The organism is Sphingopyxis sp. GW247-27LB (genome assembly GCF_002277025.1).
GTDB lineage: Bacteria > Pseudomonadota > Alphaproteobacteria > Sphingomonadales > Sphingomonadaceae > Sphingopyxis.
In genome coordinates this window covers 228,064-250,394 of the sequence record NZ_NIWD01000007.1, presented here as the reverse complement: position 1 = coordinate 250,394, position 22,331 = coordinate 228,064, and the positions used below count along the sequence as shown (strand labels likewise).

Below are 22,331 nucleotides of genomic sequence, written 5' to 3'. Positions count from 1 at the left end.
GAGATTAGGCCGCGTCGGAGAGCGGCTCGTCCTCGTGGGTATCATCGGCGGGATCGCCCGCCGCCTCGGGTTCGACGGTGCCGCTCGTTTCGTCTTCGCCATCATCGTTCACCGGCTCGGCGACCGGATGCTCGAAGCGCATGGCGTCAGGCAGCCAGGCAAGCGCCTTTTCCTTGACGTCCGCCTCGACGATGATGTTCCCGGCGAAGAGCTGTTCAGCCGAAGAGGCGAGCAGGTTCTTCTTCGACGCCCCGTAGCGCTGGCTGAGCTCGCTGCCGCCGATCTCCTGAAAGAGGTCGATGATGGAGCTCTTGGTGAGCCGCTTGAAATAATTCTTCGCGGTCGGGCGCCACCAGGCGGCGACATCGATCTTGAGCTTGCGACCGAGATGATCGACGAAACCGCTGGCGGAATCTTTCATGGGCACCGCATGGATCGTCCGGGCGATCGCCCAAGCGAGCCAAGCCGCACGCGCTTCTTCGCCGAGCGCGCAGAAGGCATCGTAGCGCCCGGCGACGCCGATGTTCGGCTGGACCCAGCTTCGATCGAGCCCCTCTTCGAGCTTGGCCCATTCGTCAGCCGCGAGCGATCCGCTTTCGAAGCCAATGACACGCGACGGCGCGGCATCGGCGCGAAGGTCGCTGGCGAGATCGGAAGCGTAGCGCCGTAAAGCCGCATCGACCATCACGAAGGTTCCGAGATCGAGCGCAAAGCGGGGATCGCTTGCGACATGGACACGAAGCAGTTCCGCCTTCATCGTTGCGAGCTCGTCGATGAGTCGTTGGCTCATTGCCGGTTTCGCCGAGACAGAGCCGTCGGTCTCGGCGTCGCTATTATCGTCGCCATCGATGTCTTCGTCGGCCTCGGTCGGCACCATGTAGGCCTGATGGTGCACACGCGGCTGGCCATCTTCGCCGATGACGAGGAAGGCAAGTGCCGCGGCCTTTTGGTCGTCGGTCAAGACCGCCGGTCGATTCTGGATGCCGCTCAGTTCGGATTCAAGTTCGCGATACCGCTGTTCCTCGTCCTCGGTGATGCCGTCATCACTCTCGTCGGCAGATTCGGCGATCATGTTCATCTCAGCTTCGATTTCGGCGCAGCGCGCTACCTCCTCTGCGGTCGGTTCAGGAATCTCGCCGCGGACCGGGCGGAGGCCGTCATAATCCGCGAACGAGATGCGCGTCATCGGGACCGCGCGAATTTCCGCGAAGCCCTCGCGCGCCCGGATCGCTTCGGCTTCCGCAGCCAGCTTCTCATCAGCGAGGCGGTCGAGGACGTCGCCATCGATCCAGTTCTCGGATGCACTGTCGGAAAAGAGGTCAGAGTCGATCCGCCCGCCCGCCTCGACATAGGCATCGCGGCCGACGAGCAGCGCTTTCGGGTCGCCGCCCCGGTAGCTGCCGGCGGCGAGCTCACGCCGGATGGTGTACGGGTCGTTGCGGTAATAGCTGTCGCGATATTGCTCGAAGACGCGGGATTGGCGAGCCGTATCCGAGGTGCTGCCATAGGCCTTTGCAATTTCGAGGGTGATTTCGCCCTTGCGCAGCGCATCGAAGATCGTCTCGTGGAGATCGGCGAGACGGACGCGGCCGAGCACGAAGCGCTCGGTTTTGCCGAAGCGCGCCGCGACCTGGGCCGCAGTCTTGTCCTCCTTCTCGATCATGTTCTTGAACGCCATGCACTCGTCCGCGGCGGTCATCGGGAGCTTGTTATTCTCGGCGTAGCTGAACTCGATGGCACGCTTCGCGTCCGGCATCACCATGACCGGAATCTTGAAGTCGTCCGGGAGCCGCCCCTTTTCGATCAGGACGTGCACGCGCTCGAGGCGCCGACCGCCGCCGAAGATGCTGTAGTGGTCCTTCTTGCGCTTGACTGCCGTACCAATCAAATTCTGGAGCACGAAGCCGGCCTCGCCGATCATCGCCTCCAGTTCTGCGTCGGCATCGGGATCGCTTTCGGTCCTGACGTTGAGCGGCGAAGGGACGCAGTTGCGCGCAGGCGCGTATACGATGGGAAATGACATAATCAGTCTCCTGGCGGCGGAAGCCCGACCATTCAGGCCGCTCGGCGCCGCCAGTCCCCCACTCCCTTCCCTCCTTGCCTGAGGACATCGTTCCAGTCGTTTCGGCCGTTCCATGGCCAGATCGTATCGATGCGTCGTCCGGGCACCGCGTGCGCCTTCACGGCGAGCGGCACGGCGAGGCGGCCGGCACGGTCGTTGTCGGGCAACAGGATGAGACGCGACACCGATTCTGGAATAGTAATTTGTGGGATGCGCTCATTGCCGAGTGCGGCCCAGACCGGGATGCCGAGGAGGATCATCGCCGAGATCGCTGTCTCGACGCCCTCGGCAATTCCGAGTGTATAAGCGGCCGGCGCGAGTCGAACCGCACCTGTGCGGGGGTGACCGAGCAATCTGCGAGGGTGCCGGAGGTCGCGCGCGCGTCGGCCCCTGCCATCAAGGAAGGTCCGTTGGACGGCCAACAATCCCGAGTCATCGGTTACCGCGGCGAGCATCGCCGGTCGAAACACGGCCAGTCGGCCCTTGCCGAGAGGCGTTCGGGGAGCGAACCGCAGGCAGTTAGGTGCAATATCGATCGACCTGTTCCGCAAATAGGTCTCCGCGATTGTCCAGTTTATTGGCCGACCAATGCCCCACAGGTCACGGGCACGCTGCTGTAGCCATTCTTTAGGGAGGGAGGATGGCGCCCCCCTGCCGTCACGTGCGTCGAGGGCGTTCAGACCGTCGCGGCGAAGCGCCCGGAGCACATCGGAAATATCGCAGCCGGCAAAGCATTTGAACAAAAGTCGTGTTTCGCCAATCCTGACCGACAGGCTCGGGGTTTTATCCTCATGAGCAGGGCAGCGGCACATGCCAGAATCGCCAGACCAAGTCCCGCCGAAGCGGCGCACAAGAACGGCCCCGGCGACTTCGAGTTCTGGCTTGCGAGACGTTGAAAACCCTGCAGGCATGGCAAGCCTCTTCATCAGGACGGATACGCAATAACCCCCTCTTTTCCTCCTCGCTCCGCTTGGCTGCGGCATTAGTCTGTGGCCCCGCGGCGCGGGAATGCCGCCGACCGGTAGCTACGTGCCCTCCTCCTTGTGAAAATCGTGCCGCCGACCATGCTTGAGCGGGCGAAAGCTGCGTTGGAACCGCGCGCAAAAATGTCTCGTTGCGAGGACATGAAAGATGCGGGATTCCGATGACACTCCGGTTGAGATCGTATTTATCGAGCCCCTTACGGTACGGATTTCCACTGCCGTCAAGCTCACCGGAATCAGTCGATCCAGGATTTACGAACTCATCGAGTCCGGCGACCTTGAAACCGTCAAGGTCGGCCGATCTACGCTGATCCCATATAAAAGTCTGAAAGCCCTAACCAGCGCATAATCGGTTGCGCCACCGCTCGAAAAGAGGGTCCCAAATTTTCGTTCCCACCGTGTAGCTCGCGTCGGAGCAGCTATTGATCGCTTGGTCCATGCGGAGTCACATGCTGGCTATCTAGCTATGATCGTGCAAAGAGCAACAATGGCCCGATATCATGGCTATCGGCTACTTTAAGTGCGGCAACATAAGCTGCTCTCGTTTCGCTGGCATTGACCAGGCCAACGCTTCCCCATGTAAACGGTGTACATCCGAGTTGGACCGCCAGCATGTCGCCGACCATACGCGAAAAACGGCCATTGCCGTTCGGGAAAGGATGGATGGCAACGAGCCGGTGGCTGAATCGGACGGCAATTTCATCGGGTGGGTAGGTTCCATGCTCGACCCAATATCGCGTGTCGTCGATCAGTTGACGAAGGTCCATGGGGATTCTGTAAGCATCGACGCCAATGTTGCGCGGCGTGGTGCGATACTGCCCGGCCCAACGCCACACGTCTCCGAACATGCGTTTGTGAAGCTGGTTCATGAAATCCTGATCGAGAATATCCCGCTTCCGGCTCATCACCCATCGTAAAGCTTGCCTGATATTGATCTGTTCGGCTTCATTCAGCTCATGCCGCATGGTGATATAGGACGGGATGAGTTGTTCGCGCTCCTCGGCGGTCAGCGGCGTGTTGGCGTCGTCGTCATCGTTAAACAGCTTATCTGTCATTCATCATCCCACAGGCCGCGCAAGGAGCCGGATAGAATGAGTTCGATCATGCGCCGCTGTTCTTCGTCGAGATCGGCTTTGAGCAGGGCCTGATTTTCCAGCCGCATGGTATGGTCCAGCCGCGCAATATCCTTGCTCGCTTTCTGCTTCGCGCGGTCGCGCAGGATATCATCAAGCGGCTTCGTCGGTACGAAGGCATAAACGAAAGTGCAGTTCATTGCCTCAGCCGCCTGACGCAGCGTCTTAATCGTGGTGGATCCGCTGACTTCGGCCTTCTCAATCACGGGAATGCGCGAAATCGATGTTCCCATACGAGCGGCAAGCTGGCGGACCGTCATGCCCAGAGCTTCGCGTATTGCCTTTATCCAGCCTCTTGGGGGCACGGCAAAAGACGTTTCGCGCAAGGGCGCGAAACGTCTTTCGAGTTGCTTGCGGGCAAGGGCGGCCTGATCTTCGTTCATATATATATGTCCTGATGAGCCTAAGATGTATATATAAATATGAACATATCAAGATATTTTGATCGTAAATTTATGATCGTTACCTCATAAAATATACATAAATATATGAACGTACTACCGCAAAACCTGAGCGCGCTAGGCAGTCATTCGGCCGCCCCTCTGAAAAGATGGCCGCACAATCTGTGCGCCATCGCGGAGCTGGTCGAGATAGTCCGACCAGTGCTGCATCATGCGCACACGCTCATCCCAATATTCGCCGCGCGTGTAGATTCGCCGCGTCGCGTTTGCATCCAGATGCGCGAGCTGCCTCTCGATCGCATCGGGATGCCACATGCCCATCTGGTTGAGAAGAGTCGCGGCTGTCGAACGGAAGCCATGCGCCGTCATCTCCTCGCGGCTATAGCCGAGACGCCGAAGGGCCGCGCTCACCGTATTCTCGGACATGCACCGCCGGGAAGTTCGAAATGAGGGGAACAGAAATTGCCCATGGCCCGTGAGGCCGTGCAGCGCTTCAAGCATTTCGAGAACCTGCCTGGACAGCGGGACACAATGCTGACGGCGCATTTTCATCTTGTCGGCCGGGATCGTCCACACCGCGTCCTCGACATCGATCTCCGTCCATTCCGCCTGTCGCAGTTCGCCCGGCCTCACGAAGACATGCGGCGTCAGTCGCAGCGCAATTGCCGTGATTTCGTGACCAGCATATCCTTCGATAGCGCGCAGGAGCGCCCCTGTTTCCTTGCGGGTCGTGATCGCGGCGTGGTGCTTTACCTTCGGAGCCGTGAGCGCGCCGCGCAAGTCAGCCGCAAGATCACGGTCCGCCCTTGCGGTGGCGATCGCGTATCGGAAGACCCTGCTGATCACGCTGCGCATCCGACGCGCACTTTCATACCGTCCATTGGCCTCGACCTTACGGAGTACGGCCAGAACCTCCTGGGGCGTGATTTTCGAGATCGGACGGCTGCCGATCAGTGGATTGGCGATATCGAGGAGCCAGCGAATTTTGCGAAGCGTGACGGCCGCGCGCTCTTCCCGTTCGTTTTTCGCCAGCCATTCCTCTGCGATCGTCTTGAACGTGTTGTCCTCGGCGATCTTTCGGGTGATCCGTTCGACCTTCTTTTCCGCGGCCGGATCGAGCCCTGCAAGAAGCAGCTTTCGCGCTGCGTCGCGCAGTTCCCGAGCGGAAGCAATTCCAATATCAGGCCACGAACCGAAGTAGAGAGTCTTTTGTCGGCCCAGGTGACGATAGTTCATTCGCCAGACCTTTGCTCCGCTCGGTCTGACCACGAGATATAGGGCATCGCTATCGGCCATTTTATAGGCCTTTTCTGCGGGCTTGGCGTTCGAAATCTGGATGTGGGTAAGCGTCATGATGGTTTCACCTGCAAGAGGCTGACCGGAACCATCAAAAACACCATCAAAGCTGATGGTACGCTGATGGTTCCGGCTGGATCAGCCTGGATTCCATTCAGCGATTCTCATCGAAAAACGGTGGAAAACCAGCCGCTTGCTGGACGTTCCCGGACGTTGCCGGAAAGGTCACTGGTGCCCAGAAGAGGACTCGAACCTCCACGACCTTGCGATCGCCAGCACCTGAAGCTGGTGCGTCTACCAATTCCGCCATCTGGGCACGGGGTAGGAGCGGGCGCTTAGCGGTGGGGGCTGTTGCTTGTCAACCGCGCTGGGGGCGATGCCGCATATTTTCTTCCGGGGCGGGCGTTTTGCGTCGGCGGGGGCGGCGTCGCCCCTTGCTCCATCCGGCGCTTCGCGGCATGGGAAGCCCAGCGGCGCGCGGCGCCGGGACAGAATCACGGACGGACGACATGCGGAACCTCGATGGGCAATTGATCACGGTGCTGGGCGGCGGCGGCTTTATCGGGCGCTATGTCGTGCAGAGGCTGCTCGCCCGCGGCGCGCGGGTTCGCGTCGCGCAGCGCAAGCCGCGCGCCGCGACCTTCCTGAAGCCGCTCGGCGGGCTCGGCCAGACGCAGTTCGTCGCCGCCGACGTCCGCGACGCGGCGAGCGTCGCGCGCGCGGTCGCGGGCAGCGACGCGGTGATCAACCTCGCCGGCAGCTTCGACGATATGCAGGCCGTGCAGGCCGACGGCGCCGGCCATGTCGCGGCGGCGGCGAGGGCGACCGGCGTGCGTGCTCTCATCCATCTCTCGGCGATCGGCGCCGACCCGGCGAGCGCCTCGGCCTATGGCCGCAGCAAGGGCGACGGCGAGGCGGCGGTGCGCGCGGCTTTCCCAGGCGCCGTCATCCTGCGCCCTTCGATCGTCTTCGGCCGCGAGGATCATTTCATCAATCGCTTCGCCGCGATGATCCGCCTGTCGCCGGCCATCCCGGTGATCGCCCCCGCGGCAAAATTCCAGCCGGTCTATGTCGGCGACGTCGCCGACGCGGTGGTCGCGGCGCTCGAGGCTTCCGCCGCGGGCCGCACCTTCGAGCTCGGCGGGCCGCAGGTGCTGACGATGGCGGCGCTGCTGCGCTGGATCGCCGACACCACCGGGCGCAGGCGGCTGTTCGTCGACGTGCCAGACGCCGTCGCTTCGGCGCTCGCGAGCGGGCTTGGCTGGGCGCCCGGCGCGCCGATCACCAAGGACCAGTGGCTGATGCTGCAATCGGAGAATGTCGTCGCGCCCGACGCCGAAGGACTCGCGGCGCTCGGCATCGCGCCGGCCTCGCTCGCTTCGATCGCCGAGGGCTGGCTCGTGCAATATCGCCGCCACGGCCGCTTCGCCGAGATTGCGGCGCAGTGAGCCGCAGCGGCGACCTGCGGCTTTCGCGCCGCTTGGCAAAAGCGCCGGCCGCGGCATAAGAGCGTTTCAGGACAGGGCGTCCGGCATGCGTCGGGCGCCCTTTCGCCTATCTTTCCCCATCAGGATTCGCGCATGACCCTGCCCTGCCCCGTCCGCTGCGCCGCCGCCAAAGGAGCACCCCGTTGATCTGGCTGACCGCGATCATCCTCGGCATCGTCGAGGGGCTGACCGAATTCCTGCCCGTCTCCTCGACCGGGCACCTGATCCTCGCGACCGAGCTGCTCGGCTATGACGCGTCGAAATGGGCGATCTTCAACATCGCGATCCAGCCCGGCGCGATCCTCGCGATCGTCGTCCTCTATCGCCACCTCTTCTGGGACATGTTCGTCGGCCTGTTCCGCCGCGATCCCGTCGCCATCGCCTTCGTGCGCAACCTGCTCCTCGCCTTCTTCCCCGCCGTGATCCTCGGGCTCGCTTTCGGCGACCAGATCGAGCTGCTGCTCGAAAACGCCGTCGTCGTCGCCTGGGCGCTGGTGATCGGCGGTTTCGGCATATTGCTCGTCGAGCGCTTCGCCAAACCGAAGGAGAGCGGCGGAGTCGCCGCACTGACGACGCGCCAGTCGATCCTCGTCGGCCTCGTCCAGTGCCTCGCGATGATCCCCGGGGTCAGCCGCTCGGGCGCGACGATCATGGGCGCGATGTCGCTCGGCGTCGATCGCAAGACCGCCGCCGAGTTCAGCTTCTTCCTCGCGCTGCCGACGCTGACGGGGGCGACCGTGCTCCAGCTCTTCAAGCATCGCGACGCGATCACGACGGGCGACCTCGGGCTGATCGCGGTGGGGGCGCTGGTTTCCTTCGTCGTCGCCTGGGCGGTGATCAAGGCCTTCCTCGCGGTCGTCACCCGCTATGGCTTCGCGCCTTTCGCCTGGTACCGAATCATCGTCGGCGGCGCGGCGCTGGTCTGGCTCGCCATGAGATAGGTCCGATATAGGACTAAATCGCGAAAGATAATTGCGCAAGATACCTTAGCGGTCTGACAGACCCAAAATTTATGTCAATAATATTGTCCTATACGGCATTTCGTCCGTGACAGCGCGCGGCGCGTCCTGCATCCGACCTTCCAACGAAGGGAAATTTGCATGGCTGCCGACCGCATGCTCCAATTTGTGGGGCGCGAACAATCCTACCCCGACAAGCGCTCGCCCGAAGAGCGCGCGCGCGATTTCCGGGAGATCGCCGAACGCTACGCCGCGCCCGACGCCGACGCGCAGGCGGCGCGCTGCTCGCAGTGCGGCGTTCCCTATTGCTCGGTGCATTGCCCGCTGCACAACCATATCCCCGACTGGCTGCGCCTGACCGCCGAGGGGCGGCTGCGCGAGGCCTATGAGCTCAGCAACGCGACCTCGACCATGCCCGAGATCTGCGGCCGCATCTGCCCGCAGGACCGGCTGTGCGAGGGCAATTGCGTGATCGAATTTTCGGGCCACGGCGCGGTGACGATCGGCAGCGTCGAGAAATATATCACCGACACCGCCTGGGCCGAAGGCTGGGTCGAGCCGGTTCATGCCGGCCCCGCGACGGGCCAGTCCATCGGCATCATCGGCGCCGGGCCCGCGGGGCTGACGGCGGCCGAATATCTGCGCGTCGAGGGGCATGAGGTGCATGTCTACGATCGCCACGACCGCGCCGGCGGGCTGCTCACCTATGGCATCCCCGGCTTCAAGCTCGAGAAGGATGTGGTGATGCGCCGCGTCGAGCGGCTCGCGGCCAGCGGCATCCACTTCCACCTCGGCTTCGAAGTCGGCGGCGACGCGACGCTCGACCAGCTCCGCGCGAAGCACGACGCGATCCTGATCGCCACCGGCGTCTACAAGGCGCGCGAGATCAATGTGCCGGGCAACGAGGCCGCGGGCGTCGTCGCCGCGCTCGACTATCTGATCGCCTCGAACCGCAAGGGCTTCGGCGACGCCGTCCCCGAATTCGAGGACGGTCGCCTCGATGCGGCGGGCAAGCACGTCGTCGTGATCGGCGGCGGCGACACCGCGATGGACTGCGTCCGCACCGCGGTGCGTCAGGGCGCGAAGTCGGTCAAATGCCTCTATCGCCGCGACCGAGAGAATATGCCGGGCTCGCAGCGCGAGGTCGCCAATGCCGAGGAGGAAGGCGTCGAGTTCGTCTGGCTCTCCGCTCCCGAACGCTTCACCGCCGGCACATCGGTCAAGGAGGTCGCGGTCAAGGGGATGCGCCTCGGCGCCCCCGACGCCAGCGGCCGCCGCAGCCCCGAGCCCGACCCGGGCCGCGCCTTCGACCTCCCCGCCGACATGGTGATCAAGGCCCTGGGCTTCGACCCCGAGGAGCTGCCGCACCTCTTCGGTTCGCCCGATCTCAGCGTCACGCGCTGGGGCACGCTGCGCGTCGATCACCAGACGATGATGACCAGCCTGTCGGGCGTCTTCGCCGCGGGCGACATCGTCCGCGGCGCCAGCCTGGTCGTCTGGGGCATCCGCGACGGGCGCGATGTCAGCGAACAAATGTCGAAATGGTTGAAGGCGAAAGCAAAAAGCGAAAAGAAGGCCGCCTGACCAACAGGGGAAGGAATCACCATATGTCGACCTGGAAATATATGCTGCTCGCCGCTGCGCTCGCCGCGTCGCCGCTCCACGCGCAGGAGGCGGCCCCCGCCGCCGCATCCGCGGCGGAAACGCTCGCGCCCGGTCGGATCGCCGCCGCGGATAGCCTGATCGAGGTGATGATGCCGGCCGCCCAGCGCAAGGAAATGATGGGGCAACTCGTCGCGGTGACGATGGCGAACATCTCGGCGGGCATCCAGCAGCATTTCGGCACCGAGGGGTTCGCCGCCAATCCAAAGGCCAAGGCGGTCTTTGACCGATTCGTCGAGCGCCAGCAGCAGCTGACGGCGCAGCAGATCGACGCCCAGTTGCCCGGCCTGTTCGACGCGATGGCCCGCGCCTACGCCCGCCGCTTCACCGTGGCGCAGCTCGGCGAAATCGAGACCTTCTTTCGCACGCCGACGGGTCGCATCTACATGGCCGAGTCGCTGAAGATCATGTCCGATCCCGATATCGCCGCATGGCAGCGTCAGTCGATGGCGACCGGTATGGAGCGGCTGCCCCAGGAACTCGAGCGGCTGCGCAAAGAACTGGAAGCCGCCGGCGTCGCGACCGAAGCCGCGCCGCAATCCTGAGCGAACAGAGACAGGGATATCGAGATGACCAACAAATTCAGGACTATGTTGCTGGCCGGCGCGATGCTCGCCGCGCCCCTTCCCGCCGCCGTCTTGGCGCAGGAAGCGCCCGCCGCCGAAACCGTCGCTCAGGACGCCGCGACGCCGGCCGATGCAGAAACCGAGGCGGCGCTCGCCAACGCCAAGGCGAAGATGCAGAAGGAAATGGACGCGGCGATCGCGCTCGTCGAGAAGATGTTCGACACCAGCGATCTGCCGCCGATCGAGCCCGCGCGCCTGACGCTGGCGGAGCGCACGACCGCCGCGCTGATCCCCGATGGCAGCCTCGAAAAGATGATGGACAATCTGTACGGCAAGATGCTGCGCACCATCCTGGAGGAAACGGGCGGCAATTCGGACCTGTCGCTGTCGATCAAGACCGGGGTCGAAAGCGACCGGATCGCGGCGCTCGACGCCGACACCAAAAATGCCGTCGCCGACCTGTTCGACCCGCACCGCAAGGAGCGCGAGGATCAGGTGATGAAGGTGATCAGGCCGCTGATCAGCGAGGCGCTCGCCGACCTCGAGCCGCCGATGCGCGCAGGGCTCGCCAAGGCCTATGCCCGCAAATTCTCGGCCGGCCAGCTCACCGAGCTCAACGCCTTCTTCGCGACCCCGGCGGGACAGTCCTACGCTGGCGAATCGCTCGCGCTGCAGGCCGATCCCGAGGTGATGCTGGCGATGATGAAGGCGGTCCCGCCGCTGGTCACCAAGTTCATCGACCGCGCGCCGACGATCGAGGGCCAGCTCAAGGAGCTGCCCAAGGAAAAGGGGCTCGCCGACCTCAGCGATACCGAGATGAACAAGCTCGCCAAGCTGATGAAGGTCGACGTCCAGACGCTGAAGGACAATCGCGACATGTGGAGCGAGGCGGCGACCGAAACCGAAGCCGTCGAAGCCGCGCCGAGCGACGATTGGAGCGGCTCGGACGAGGCCGCTGACGCCGCGGCCGATGGGGCCGAAGCGGCCGTGGCCGCCGATGCGGCGGATGCGGCGGCAGCCGCCGCCGATGCCGCGATCGACGACCCCGCCTATGACCGCGGCAATTGGTCGGAAGCCGACCGCCAGCGGGTCGAGCAGCTCGAAGAGGCTGCCAGCAACGCCTCCTCGGCCGCGTTCGACGCGCAGGAAGAGGCGGTCGCCAACGCCCGCAAGAAGACGCCATCAACAGACTAAGGACCCCTCGTCGCCCCGGTCTCCGCCGGGGTGACGAGGTCCCGCCAGGAACGAAGACATGACCCATTTCCCCACCCCCGAACACGCGCGGCTTGCCGCCGAGGGCCTCTATCGTCCCGACCTCGAATCCGATGCCTGCGGCGTCGGCATGGTCGCGGCGACCGACGGCAAGGCGTCGCGCCGCGTCGTCGAGGCCGCGATCGAGGCGCTGCGCGCGGTGTGGCACCGCGGCGCGGTCGATGCCGACGGCAAGACCGGCGACGGGGCGGGGATCCATGTCGACCTTCCCGAACGCTTCTTCGACGACGCGATCGCGGCATCGGGGCACAAGGTGCGCCCGAACCGCCTCGCCGTCGGCATGATCTTCCTGCCGCGCACCGATCTGGGCGCGCAGGAGGAATGCCGCACGATCGTCGAGACCGAGATCATCGAGGCGGGCTATACCATCTACGGCTGGCGCCAGGTGCCGGTCGACGTGTCGGTGATCGGCGACAAGGCGCAGCGCACGCGCCCCGAGATCGAGCAGATCATGATCGCGGGGCCGCTTCCCGACGAACAGTCGGTCGCCGAATTCGAAAAGCAGCTCTATCTCGTCCGCCGCCGCATCGAGAAAAAAGTGATCGCGGCGCAGATCGCCGACTTCTATATCTGCAGCCTGTCGGCGCGCTCGATCATCTACAAGGGGCTGTTCCTCGCCGAGAGCCTCGCGGATTTCTACCCCGACCTCGCGAACAAGCTGTTCGAAAGCCGGGTCGCGATCTTCCACCAGCGCTACTCGACCAACACCTTCCCGCAATGGTGGCTCGCCCAGCCCTTCCGCTGCCTCGCCCACAATGGCGAGATCAACACGATCCGCGGCAACCGGAACTGGATGAAGAGCCACGAGATCAAGATGGCGAGCCTCGCCTTCGGTGAGCATTCGGAGGACATCAAGCCGGTGATCCCGGCGGGTGCGTCGGACACGGCGGCGCTCGACGCGGTGTTCGAGACGCTGTGCCGCGCCGGCCGCGACGCGCCGACCGCGAAGCTGATCCTCGTGCCCGAGGCGTGGGAAAGCGACCCCGACGCGCCCGACGCGCACAAGGCGATGTACGCCTATCTCGCCAGCGTCATGGAGCCGTGGGACGGCCCCGCCGCGCTCGCGATGACCGATGGGCGCTGGGCGGTCGCGGGGATGGACCGCAACGCGCTCCGTCCGCTGCGCTATACGCTGACCGCCGACAATCTGCTCGTCGTCGGCTCCGAAAGCGGGATGGTGCTGCTGCCCGAGGCGAGCATCCGCAAGAAGGGCCGCCTCGGCCCCGGCCAGATGATCGCGGTCGACCTCGACCAAGGCACGCTCTACGACGACCGCGCGATCAAGGACCGGATCGCGGGCGCGCAGGATTATCCCGCACGGGTCAGGGGTTTCCGCACCATGGCCGACCTGCCCAAGGGCGGGAAGTCGAGCCTTGCAGCCTGGGAACGCAGCGAGCTGCTGCGCCGCCAGGTCGCGGCCGGGCTGACGATGGAGGATATGGAACTGATCCTCTCGCCGATGGTCGAGGACGCGAAGGAGGCCGTCGGATCGATGGGCGACGACACGCCGCTCGCGGTCATTTCGGACAAGCCGCGCCACGTCGCGCAATTCTTCCGCCAGAATTTCAGCCAGGTCACCAACCCGCCGATCGACAGCCTGCGCGAACGGCATGTGATGAGCCTGAAGACGCGCTTCGCCAACCTCGCCAACATCCTCGATGAAAAGGGGCAGAGCGAGCATGTCCTCGTCATGGATTCGCCGGTGCTCGTCGGCGACGACTGGGACCGGCTGCGCGCCTATTTCGGCGACGCGATCGCCGACATCGACTGCACCTTCCCCGTCGGCGGCGACGCCTCGGCGCTGCGCGACGCGATCGCGCGCATCCGCCGCGAGGCGGAGGATGCGGTGCGCGCCGGGCGCAGCGAGCTGTTCCTTTCCGACCAGAATATCGGCGAAGACCGCGTCGGGGTCGCGATGGTGCTCGCCGCCGCGGCGGTCCACACCCATCTTGTGAGAAAAGGCCTGCGCAGCTACGCCTCGGTCAACGTCCGCTCGGCCGAAGTGCTCGACACGCATGCGTTCGCGGTGCTGATCGGCGTCGGCGCGACCACGGTCCACGCCTATCTCGCCGAAGCCGCGATCGCCGACCGTCAGGCGCGCGGGCTGTTCGGCGAGCTCGGCCTCGACGACTGCCGCAAGCGCTTCCGCAAGGCGATCGACGACGGGCTTTTGAAGATCATGGCAAAGATGGGGATCGCGGTGATCTCCAGCTATCGCGGCGGCTATAATTTCGAGGCGGTCGGGCTGTCGCGCGCGCTGGTCAACGATCTCTTCCCCGGCATGCCGGCGAAGATTTCGGGCGAAGGCTATCAATCGCTGTTCATCAACGCGACCGAGAAGCACGAGGCGGCGTTCGACGCGCGCGTCACCACCCTCCCCGTCGGCGGCTTCTATCGCCAGCGCGCGGGCGGCGAGACGCACGCCTATTCGGCGCAGCTCATGCACCTCCTCCAGACCGCGGTCGCGACCGACAGCTATTCGACCTATCTGCAGTTCGCGCGCGGGGTCGCCGACCTGCCGCCCGTGTATCTGCGCGACCTGATGGAGTTCAACTTCCCCGCGCAGGGCGTGGCGCTCGACAGCGTCGAGGCGATCACCGAGATCCGCAAGCGCTTCGTCACCCCCGGCATGTCGCTGGGCGCGCTGTCGCCCGAGGCGCACGAGACGCTGGCGATCGCGATGAACCGCATCGGCGCCAAGGCGGTGTCGGGCGAAGGCGGCGAAGCGAGCGAACGCTATCGCCCCTATGCGAACGGCGACAACGCCAACAGCAACATCAAGCAGATCGCGAGCGGCCGTTTCGGCGTCACCGCCGAATATCTCGGCGCCTGCGACGAGATCGAGATCAAGGTCGCGCAGGGCGCGAAGCCCGGCGAGGGGGGGCAGCTTCCCGGCTTCAAGGTCACCGAATTCATCGCCCGCCTGCGCCACGCGACGCCGGGGGTGATGCTGATCAGCCCGCCGCCGCACCACGACATCTATTCGATCGAGGATCTGGCGCAGCTCATCTACGACCTCAAGCAGATCAACCCCCGCGCGCGCGTCTGCGTCAAGCTCGTGAGCTCGGCGGGCATCGGCACCGTCGCGGCGGGCGTCGCCAAAGCCCACGCCGATGTGATCCTTGTCTCGGGCAACACCGGCGGCACCGGCGCCTCGCCCCAGACGAGCGTCAAATATGCCGGCACCCCGTGGGAAATGGGCCTCAGCGAAGTCAACCAGGTGCTGACGCTCAACGGTCTGCGCCACCGCATTCGCCTCCGCACCGACGGCGGGCTCAAGACCGGACGCGACATCGTGATCGCCGCCATTTTGGGCGCCGAGGAATATGGCATCGGGACATTGAGCCTGGTCGCGATGGGCTGCATCATGGTGCGCCAGTGCCATTCGAACACCTGCCCGGTCGGCGTCTGCACGCAGGATGAGAAACTGCGCGCGAAGTTCACCGGCAGCCCGGAGAAGGTGATCAACCTGATGACCTTCATCGCCGAGGAGGTGCGCGAGATTCTCGCCAAGCTCGGCTGCCGCAGCCTCGACGAGGTGATCGGCCGCACCGAGCTGCTCCGCCAGGTCAGCCGCGGCGCCGAGCATCTCGACGATCTCGACCTCAATCCGATTCTCGCCAAGGTCGACGCGCCCGACGAGGAGCGCCGGTCGAAGGGGCCGAATTTCCGCAACCCGGTGCCCGACAGCCTCGACGCGCAGATATTGAACGACGCGAAGCCGCTGTTCGAGCGCGGAGAGCGGATGCAGCTCACCTATAATGTCCGCAACACGCACCGCGCGGTCGGCACCCGTCTGTCGGCCGAGGTCACGCAGCGCTTCGGCATGACCGGCCTCGCGCAGGGCCATGTCGAGATCCGCCTGCGCGGCACCGCGGGCCAGTCGCTCGGCGCCTTCCTGTGCCAGGGCATCACGCTCGAGGTGTTCGGCGACGCCAACGACTATGTCGGCAAGGGCCTGTCGGGCGGGCGCATCATCGTGCGGCCCACCGTGTCGAGCCCGCTCGTCAGCCAGCACAACAGCATCGTCGGCAACACCGTCCTTTACGGCGCGACAGCGGGCACGCTGCTCGCGGCGGGGCAGGCGGGCGAGCGCTTCGCGGTGCGCAACTCGGGCGCGAACGTCGTGGTCGAGGGCTGCGGCGCGAACGGCTGCGAATATATGACCGGCGGCACCGCGGTGATCCTCGGCCCCGTCGGCTCGAACTTCGGCGCCGGGATGACCGGCGGCATGGCCTTCGTGCTCGACACCGACGACGCCTTCGAGCGCCGCGCCAACGGTGAATCGATCGTCTGGCAGCGCCTGGAAAGCGCGCATTGGGAAGCGGTGCTGAAGGAGCTGATCGCCGACCACGCGCAGGCGACGGGCAGCAAATGGTCGGCCGAGATCCTCGCCGACTGGGACCTTCGCAAGGGCCAGTTCTGGCAAATCTGCCCCAAGGAAATGCTCCCCCGCCTGGCCCAGCCCTTGAGCGACGCCGAGATCGGGGTGGTGGCCGCGGAGTAGCGTCGATCTTCCCTTCTTCGGGGGAAGAGTGGGCCAACCCCTTTCGTCATTGCGAGCGAAGCGAAGCAATCCAGGGCAGGCATAGACCGCCCTGGATTGCTTCGCTTCGCTCGCAATGACGGAACAAGGCATTGGCGATGAGTTGGTTCGCCGCACCGCCGGCGCGTCTCATCGCACATGTGGCAGCGTTCAGCGCAGTGAAAGCGTCCATCGCGTAAAGGGCGCGGCTTAATAGCCTCACGTCCTTATGGAAAGATGCTGCCATGACCCGCCGCCTGCCCCTGATCGCCCTCCCCCTGCTCGCGCTCGCCGCGCCGCTTCCAGCCTTCGCCGCCGACGGCGATACCGCCGCCGCGGTGCTTGGCGACCCGGTCGCGCAGGATCGCATGGCCGACACGGTCACCGCGCTCGTCGACGCGCTGATGCGGCTCAACGTCGGCCCGCTCGCCGAAGCGGTCGCGCGCGCCGATCCCGAATCCGACGCCGCCTACATCCCGCCCGACGCGACGCTCGGCGAACTCGCCGGCCGCGACCCCGATTATGGCGAACGCCTCGGCAGCGACGTCCGCGCCGGCACGCGCATAGCGGGTCACATGGCCGCCGCGATGGCCGCCTACGCCCCCGTGCTCAAGGACATGGCGCGCGACATGGCCGCGCAGTGGGAACGCGAGCGCGACGCCGCGCGGCGCTGATCCCTTTGGTGGATAAATAGGGACAGTCCCTGTTTATTGGGCGCCATAGCCGTTGCGCGCGCGGCCCCGCTGCCGCTATGCCGAACCCATGTGGCAACTCTACCAATTCCCCTTGTGTCCCTTTTCGCGCAAGATTCGGCTTTTGCTCGGCGAAAAGGGCGTGGGCTACGAACTGCTGCGCGAATCGCCGTGGGAGCGCCGCGACGAGTTCATCGACCTCAACCCGGCGGGCCGCACCCCGGTGATGGTCGACCAGGAACGCGGTCAGGTGCTCATCGACAGCGCCGCGATCGCCGAATATTTCGAGGAAACCGTCGAGGGCAAGGCGATGATCAACGGCACGGCGGCCAACCGCGCCGAAATCCGCCGCCTCGTCGCCTGGTTCGACCAGGATTTCTATTATGAGGTCACCGGCCCGCTGCTGTTCGAGCGGATGCAGAAGCGCATCGTCCACCGCCAGCCGCCCGACGGCGGCGCGCTGCGCGAGGCGATGAAGGCCGCGAACAACCATCTCGACTATGTCGACTATCTGATCGACCACCGCACCTGGCTCGCCGGTGCGACGATGAGCCTCGCCGACCTCGCCGCCGCGGCGCATATCTCGGTCGCCGACTATCTCGGCGGCATCGACTGGACCGGCCACGAACAGACCAAGGGCTGGTATTCGGGCCTGAAATCGCGCCCGAGCTTCCGCCCGCTGCTGGCGGAGCGGATGGAGATCGTGTCGCCGCCGAAATATTACGAGGATGTCGATTTCTAAACCGACATAAATCCGCATCCCCGAGCGAAGACGAGGGGCTATGCCGAGCGAAGTCGAGGCTGCGACGTATCTGATTCTCGCTTCGCTCGAACGAGCCCCTCGTCTTCGCTCGGGGATGCGGTGTGTTTTAATGCCGCCTCGCGCTCAGCAGCCCTTATACTTCCAGTTCCGGTCCTTGCCCTCGGCGACCTGCGCGACGATCGTTTCGATCCGCTTGACGCGCGTTTCCTCGCGCTTCGCCTCGAGCACCCATTCGATATAGTCGCGCCGCTTGCCGGGCGAAAAGGCGTCCCAATGGCCTTGGGCGGCGCCATTCGCCTTCAACGCCGCCCCCAGGTCGGCGGGCAGGTCGAGCGCCGGCTTGGCCGCCGCCTTCGCCCGCTTCGGCTTGCCCTCGCCCGCCAGCGCCACCGCCTTCGCGATCATCGCCGCGAGCGCCTTGTCGTCGGGCAGATCGGCGAGCGAGGCGAGCCGCCCGAAGCTGCCCATCGCCCCCTCCTTGCGCGCCGCGCCGGTGACCTCCTCGTCGCGCCAGAAACCGAAGGTCGCATGGCCCTTGAACGCCGCCATGCCCGCCAGATTCTGCCCGTTCAACACGAAATGCGGCACGCCCCATTTCAGCGTCTCGGCGGCATCCGGCGCGTGCTTGTGCACCAGCGCGCGCATATGGGTCAGGATGGTCTGCGCGAAGGGCTGAGCTTTCGCGATATAGGCGTCGACGCGCGGGTCGCGGCCGCCGCTCATCCCGCGTGCCGCGCCGCGATCAGATAGTTGAGCGCCTCGCTGCCGCCGAGCTTGAACCCCCGCGCCGGCGAGGGCGACAGTCCGGTGCGGTCGATCACCGCCAGCCCCGCGCTTTCGAGCAGCGCGATCAACTCCTCGGGCCGCAGGAAGCGGTCCCAGTCGTGCGTCCCGCGCGGTATCGCGCCGACGCGCTCGGCCGCCTCGACCAGCAGCAGCTTCGAGGCGACCGTCCGGTTGGGCGTCGAAAGGATCATCAACCCGCCCGGCGCGAGCCGCGCGGCGAGTTCGGCGACGAAGGCGGCGGGATCGGCGACATGCTCGACCACCTCCATCGAGGTGACGAGGTCGAAGGTCGCGGGCGGCAGCGCCGCCAGCTCGCCCGCATGATAGGCGATCGCCAACCCCTGCCCCGCAGCATGATCCCGCGCTGCCGCGATATTCTCGGGCGCCGCATCGACCCCCGTCACCGCGGCGCCCAGCCGTGCCAATGGCTCGGCGAGCAGTCCCGCGCCGCAACCGACGTCGAGCGCGCGCCGCCCCGCGAGCGGGTGCCGCTCGCGCGCGTCGACATGCCAGTGCGCGTCGATCTGGTCGCGAATATAGGACAGGCGCACGGGATTGAGCTTGTGGAGCATCGCCGACGAGCCGTGCGGGTCCCACCAGTCGGCGGCGAGCGCGCCGAAATGAGCGGCTTCGTGCGGGTTGATCGTCGCGGCGTTCATGCGGCAGGATGTGGCACCGCCCGCCCGCCGGCGCAAGAAAATTGCCGCGGCGCGCCATCCCGCGGTGTGGATCCGCGCCTTTCGTTGGGCGCGGGCAAGAAAATATATCGCAGCGGGGACATCATCGCCTTGCCTTCGCCTCCCCCCTTCCGTAACAGCGGCGCGCCGCGGAAATCTTCGAAAAGTTGCGGCTGAAACCAGCACAGGAAAGCGGGGCGACATGGCGCGGATCGTGATGAAATTCGGGGGCACGTCGATGGCGGGCACCGAGCGGATTCGCACCGTCGCAAAACTCGTCGCGCGCGAGGTCGCGCAGGGCAACGAGGTCGCGGTCGTCGTCTCCGCGATGGCGGGCGAGACCGACCGGCTCGTCGGTTTCTGCCGCGAGGCGAACCCGCGCTACGACCCCGCCGAATATGACGTCGTCGTCGCGGCGGGCGAGCAGGTCACCTCGGGCCTCCTCGCGCTCACGCTGCAGGCGATGGGCACCCCGGCGCGCAGCTGGCTCGGCTGGCAGCTCCCGATCCGCACCGAGGAAGCGCACGCCCGCGCGCGCATCGCGAACATCGACACCGGCGCGCTCGGCGCGGCGATGGCCAAGGGCGAGGTCGCGGTGATCCCGGGCTTCCAGGGCCTGATGGACGACGGCCGCGTCGCGACGCTCGGCCGCGGCGGATCGGACACCAGCGCGGTCGCCGTGGCGGCGGCGCTGAAGGCCGATCGCTGCGACATCTACACCGATGTTGACGGCGTCTACACCACCGATCCCCGCATCGTCGCGCGCGCGCGCAAGCTCGACTATGTGACCTATGAGGAAATGCTCGAACTCGCCAGCGTCGGCGCCAAGGTGCTCCAGACGCGCTCGGTCGGGCTCGCGATGAAGGAAGGCGTGCGCGTGCAGGTGCTTTCGAGCTTCGTCGAGGGCGACGAAGCGCCGAAGCGGGGCACGATGATCGTCAGCGACGAGGAAATAGAGGAACATCAGATGGAACGGCAGCTGATCACCGGCATCGCCCACGACAAGAATGAAGCGAAGATCATCGTCACCCGCGTGCCCGACAAGCCGGGCGGCGTCGCGAACATCTTCGGCCCCCTCGCCGCGGCGGGGATCAATGTCGACATGATCATCCAGAACGTCGGCCGCGACAAGGGCGAGACCGACGTGACCTTCACCGTCCCCGCGACCGACCTCCTGCGCTCGATCGACCTGCTCGAAGGCGCGAAGGAGAAGATCGGCTTCAACCGCATTCTCAGCGACGACAAGGTCGCGAAGATCAGCGTCGTCGGCGTCGGGATGAAGAGCCACGCGGGGGTCGCGAGCACGATGTTCCGCGCGCTCGCGGACAGGGGCATCAACATCCAGGCGATCTCGACCAGCGAGATCAAGGTCAGCGTGCTGATCGACGAGGATGAAACCGAACTCGCGGTTCGCGTCCTCCACACCGCCTACGGCCTCGACGCCGCCGACTGACGGACGACCCCTTCAACTGACGGACGACCCCTTCAATAGCGGCCTCGTGCCTTCACCTCGAGGGCCGCGAGCGCGGTGATCGCATCCTGCGTCTTGCCGCCGTCGATCTGGCCGATGATCGACTGCGCAACATTGTCGTCGCGCGGCCGGTGCGGCGCCGACGCCAGCGGAATCAGCAGCGATCGGGCCGCCGCCCCGTCGCCCTCGCGCAATTTCTGCAGCGCCAGCGATACGGCGACCTGCTCGTTTTCGGGCGCCAGTATCGAAGCGCGGATCAGTCCCTGTACCGCCCCCGCGGGGACGGCCTTCCCCGCCCAGGCATAGCTGCCGAAATAGCGATAAAAGGCCTCGACCGATTGCGGATCGGCGCGATTGGCCCGAACGAACCATTCGCGCCCCGCGGCCCAGCCAGCGGAATCCTTGGGCGCGCCCTCGATCGCCTTCTGCGTCGCGAGACGTCCCTTCAGCAACAACGCCCGATCCGATTTCGGGTCGAGCTCCAGGGCTCGATCGGCGAGGGCCTCCGCCTCCGCAAAGCGATCGGCCATGAAGCTGACTTCCGCGGCCATCGCCTGCGCGACCGCATCGTCGGGATGTTTCCGCGCAGCGCGCTCGGCCTTCAGCGCATAGCCCTTGCGATAGCCCTTGGCGACGCCGTCCTTCATGGTCAGCCACGCCGGAAGAACATCCTCCTCGCCCGCCGTCAGCCGGCGCAGCGCGACCTTCGGCGGGGCCGATGCCGCTGGAATGCGGAGGGGCGGCGCCAGGGCGCCTTTCATATAGGCGTCGAGTTCGCGATCGAGCGTATCGAAATCCCCGAAAGCGTCCTTGGCCGCGACGAGGCTCGACTTGCCGGCGCGGATCGCGGCGAGATAGCGGTTCAGCTGACCGGAGCGCTCGGGGCGCAGCATCAGATAATGGGTGAGCAGCCAGGCTCTTCCATAAGTCAGATCGACATTGTCACCGAAACCATATTGCTCGGGCGCGACGAGCCGGCGCAACGGCAGGTTCGAACCGCCCAGCAGCGCCGATCCGCGATAATTGGCCGGATAGCCGAGGACGATCGATCCATCCTCCCCGAAATCCACGTTGGCGTTGAATTCGGCGAAGCCCTCGACATACCAATAGGGATAGGCGCCGGGGAAATTGGTCAGCATGAAATGATGGCTGTACTCGTGCAGCATCAGCGCCTGCGAATGGAGATCGCCGAGCTTCAGCCTGCGATCGGCCTTCGGATCGCTGATCCCGATGATCCGCGGCCCGGCGAGCGGCCCCGAATAATAGCCGAGCACCCCCGGACAGCGGCAGACATCGAAGAATAGCCGCGGATCGAGCGCATAGATGGCGACCGGCCGGCTGTGGAGGTCGGGATTGTCCGCGATGCCGTACAGCTGCCGCAGCGCGCCGTCGAACCGCTCGAGCCGGGTCGCGAAATCGCGCGCGGCCGTTTCATCGCCATCGGTCACCAGCACGAAATGATCGGTGCGGACCTCGAACCACTCGGCGCGCGCCGGCGCCGTCCACACCAGGGCGGCTATCGCCAGCCCGACCCACCAACCGAAACCCCTCAACGTCCGCTCCCCCCTCAACCCGTTCCGGAATAGCCATTTTCCG

The 22,331-nt window shown here is 65.5% G+C and carries 18 protein-coding genes and 1 tRNA gene; 10 read left to right on the top strand and 9 right to left on the bottom strand.

Annotation, left to right across the window (positions count from 1 at the left end; translation table 11 throughout):
• Positions 1-4: 4 nt before the first annotated feature.
• Together CD928_RS07620 and CD928_RS07615 are read right to left on the bottom strand one after the other, a co-directional pair.
• The gene (locus CD928_RS07620) at positions 5-2,023 is read right to left on the bottom strand and encodes a ParB/RepB/Spo0J family partition protein (protein ID WP_095386501.1); all 2,019 of its coding nucleotides are present in this window, start codon (positions 2,021-2,023) and stop codon (positions 5-7) included.
• A gap of 32 nt (positions 2,024-2,055) precedes the next feature.
• A complete protein-coding gene (locus CD928_RS07615) occupies positions 2,056-2,988 on the bottom strand; it encodes a toprim domain-containing protein (RefSeq protein WP_223181169.1) in 933 nt (310 codons plus the stop codon).
• Between the two features lie 205 nt (positions 2,989-3,193).
• On the opposite strand from CD928_RS07615, the gene CD928_RS07610 reads away from it, so the two are divergent.
• The gene (locus CD928_RS07610; RefSeq protein WP_062900458.1) at positions 3,194-3,394 is read left to right on the top strand and encodes a helix-turn-helix domain-containing protein; all 201 of its coding nucleotides are present in this window, start codon (positions 3,194-3,196) and stop codon (positions 3,392-3,394) included.
• Between the two features lie 115 nt (positions 3,395-3,509).
• On the opposite strand, the gene CD928_RS07605 is transcribed toward CD928_RS07610, so the two are convergent.
• From CD928_RS07605 to CD928_RS07590, 4 genes are all read right to left on the bottom strand, one after another.
• Complete coding sequence (locus tag CD928_RS07605) at positions 3,510-4,100, bottom strand: mobile mystery protein B (RefSeq protein ID WP_062900459.1); 591 nt, start codon at positions 4,098-4,100, stop codon at positions 3,510-3,512.
• Positions 4,097-4,561, bottom strand: coding sequence for a mobile mystery protein A (locus CD928_RS07600; protein WP_062900460.1), 465 nt, complete (start codon positions 4,559-4,561; stop codon positions 4,097-4,099). Before CD928_RS07600 ends, CD928_RS07605 begins: the two co-directional genes overlap by 4 nt.
• Positions 4,562-4,696: 135 nt before the next feature.
• Positions 4,697-5,932 (bottom strand): integrase arm-type DNA-binding domain-containing protein, encoded by a 1,236-nt coding sequence (locus tag CD928_RS07595; protein WP_062900461.1) that lies wholly within the window; start codon positions 5,930-5,932, stop codon positions 4,697-4,699.
• A 172-nt stretch (positions 5,933-6,104) separates the two neighbouring features.
• A tRNA-Leu gene (locus CD928_RS07590) sits at positions 6,105-6,191 on the bottom strand.
• Between the two features lie 193 nt (positions 6,192-6,384).
• Here CD928_RS07590 and CD928_RS07585 point away from each other — a divergent pair.
• The 8 genes from CD928_RS07585 to CD928_RS07550 all read left to right on the top strand — a co-directional run bounded on the left by CD928_RS07585 (position 6,385) and on the right by CD928_RS07550 (position 17,780).
• Entirely contained in the window at positions 6,385-7,323 is a 939-nt protein-coding gene (locus CD928_RS07585; RefSeq protein ID WP_095386500.1) for a complex I NDUFA9 subunit family protein, read from the top strand.
• A gap of 182 nt (positions 7,324-7,505) precedes the next feature.
• Entirely contained in the window at positions 7,506-8,303 is a 798-nt protein-coding gene (locus CD928_RS07580; protein ID WP_095386499.1) for an undecaprenyl-diphosphate phosphatase, read from the top strand.
• Positions 8,304-8,462: 159 nt separating this feature from the next.
• Positions 8,463-9,905: an NAD(P)-dependent oxidoreductase gene (locus tag CD928_RS07575; protein ID WP_095386498.1), complete on the top strand. Its 1,443-nt coding sequence runs from the start codon at positions 8,463-8,465 to the stop codon at positions 9,903-9,905.
• Between the two features lie 23 nt (positions 9,906-9,928).
• Positions 9,929-10,528, top strand: a complete 600-nt coding sequence (locus CD928_RS07570) for a DUF2059 domain-containing protein (protein WP_176473500.1) — start codon at positions 9,929-9,931, stop codon at positions 10,526-10,528.
• Positions 10,529-10,552: 24 nt separating this feature from the next.
• Positions 10,553-11,743 (top strand): DUF2059 domain-containing protein, encoded by a 1,191-nt coding sequence (locus CD928_RS07565; protein ID WP_095386496.1) that lies wholly within the window; start codon positions 10,553-10,555, stop codon positions 11,741-11,743.
• 58 nt (positions 11,744-11,801) lie between these two features.
• The gene (gltB, locus tag CD928_RS07560) at positions 11,802-16,328 is read left to right on the top strand and encodes a glutamate synthase large subunit (RefSeq protein WP_095386495.1); all 4,527 of its coding nucleotides are present in this window, start codon (positions 11,802-11,804) and stop codon (positions 16,326-16,328) included.
• 263 nt (positions 16,329-16,591) lie between these two features.
• A complete protein-coding gene (locus CD928_RS07555) occupies positions 16,592-17,020 on the top strand; it encodes a hypothetical protein (RefSeq protein ID WP_095386494.1) in 429 nt (142 codons plus the stop codon).
• A gap of 88 nt (positions 17,021-17,108) precedes the next feature.
• The gene (locus CD928_RS07550) at positions 17,109-17,780 is read left to right on the top strand and encodes a glutathione S-transferase family protein (protein ID WP_095386493.1); all 672 of its coding nucleotides are present in this window, start codon (positions 17,109-17,111) and stop codon (positions 17,778-17,780) included.
• A 144-nt stretch (positions 17,781-17,924) separates the two neighbouring features.
• Here CD928_RS07550 and CD928_RS07545 read toward each other — a convergent pair whose 3' ends face one another.
• Entirely contained in the window at positions 17,925-18,524 is a 600-nt protein-coding gene (locus CD928_RS07545) for a YdeI family protein (protein ID WP_095386492.1), read from the bottom strand.
• Complete coding sequence (gene ubiG, locus CD928_RS07540; protein ID WP_095386491.1) at positions 18,521-19,246, bottom strand: bifunctional 2-polyprenyl-6-hydroxyphenol methylase/3-demethylubiquinol 3-O-methyltransferase UbiG; 726 nt, start codon at positions 19,244-19,246, stop codon at positions 18,521-18,523. Before ubiG ends, CD928_RS07545 begins: the two co-directional genes overlap by 4 nt.
• Positions 19,247-19,466: 220 nt before the next feature.
• On the opposite strand from ubiG, the gene CD928_RS07535 reads away from it, so the two are divergent.
• Positions 19,467-20,717: an aspartate kinase gene (locus tag CD928_RS07535; protein WP_095386490.1), complete on the top strand. Its 1,251-nt coding sequence runs from the start codon at positions 19,467-19,469 to the stop codon at positions 20,715-20,717.
• Between the two features lie 32 nt (positions 20,718-20,749).
• Here CD928_RS07535 and CD928_RS07530 read toward each other — a convergent pair whose 3' ends face one another.
• On the bottom strand, positions 20,750-22,288 hold the full coding sequence (locus CD928_RS07530; RefSeq protein ID WP_141237119.1) for a lipopolysaccharide assembly protein LapB: 1,539 nt from the start codon (positions 22,286-22,288) through the stop codon (positions 20,750-20,752).
• Positions 22,289-22,331 lie beyond the last annotated feature (43 nt).

Excerpts from the sequence above, each read along its gene's own strand:
- ubiG (WP_095386491.1), bottom strand. The coding sequence starts at position 19,246 with ATGAACGCCGCGACGATCAACCCGCACGAAGCCGCTCATTTCGGCGCG.
- CD928_RS07535 (WP_095386490.1), top strand. The coding sequence starts at position 19,467 with ATGGCGCGGATCGTGATGAAATTCGGGGGCACGTCGATGGCGGGCACC.
- CD928_RS07600 (WP_062900460.1), bottom strand. The coding sequence starts at position 4,561 with ATGAACGAAGATCAGGCCGCCCTTGCCCGCAAGCAACTCGAAAGACGT.
- CD928_RS07575 (WP_095386498.1), top strand. The coding sequence starts at position 8,463 with ATGGCTGCCGACCGCATGCTCCAATTTGTGGGGCGCGAACAATCCTAC.
- CD928_RS07620 (WP_095386501.1), bottom strand. The coding sequence starts at position 2,023 with ATGTCATTTCCCATCGTATACGCGCCTGCGCGCAACTGCGTCCCTTCG.
- CD928_RS07545 (WP_095386492.1), bottom strand. The coding sequence starts at position 18,524 with ATGAGCGGCGGCCGCGACCCGCGCGTCGACGCCTATATCGCGAAAGCT.
- CD928_RS07610 (WP_062900458.1), top strand. The coding sequence starts at position 3,194 with ATGCGGGATTCCGATGACACTCCGGTTGAGATCGTATTTATCGAGCCC.
- gltB (WP_095386495.1), top strand. The coding sequence starts at position 11,802 with ATGACCCATTTCCCCACCCCCGAACACGCGCGGCTTGCCGCCGAGGGC.
- CD928_RS07570 (WP_176473500.1), top strand. The coding sequence starts at position 9,929 with ATGTCGACCTGGAAATATATGCTGCTCGCCGCTGCGCTCGCCGCGTCG.
- CD928_RS07585 (WP_095386500.1), top strand. The coding sequence starts at position 6,385 with ATGCGGAACCTCGATGGGCAATTGATCACGGTGCTGGGCGGCGGCGGC.
- CD928_RS07555 (WP_095386494.1), top strand. The coding sequence starts at position 16,592 with ATGACCCGCCGCCTGCCCCTGATCGCCCTCCCCCTGCTCGCGCTCGCC.
- CD928_RS07595 (WP_062900461.1), bottom strand. The coding sequence starts at position 5,932 with ATGACGCTTACCCACATCCAGATTTCGAACGCCAAGCCCGCAGAAAAG.
- CD928_RS07550 (WP_095386493.1), top strand. The coding sequence starts at position 17,109 with ATGTGGCAACTCTACCAATTCCCCTTGTGTCCCTTTTCGCGCAAGATT.
- CD928_RS07605 (WP_062900459.1), bottom strand. The coding sequence starts at position 4,100 with ATGACAGATAAGCTGTTTAACGATGACGACGACGCCAACACGCCGCTG.
- CD928_RS07615 (WP_223181169.1), bottom strand. The coding sequence starts at position 2,988 with ATGAAGAGGCTTGCCATGCCTGCAGGGTTTTCAACGTCTCGCAAGCCA.
- CD928_RS07565 (WP_095386496.1), top strand. The coding sequence starts at position 10,553 with ATGACCAACAAATTCAGGACTATGTTGCTGGCCGGCGCGATGCTCGCC.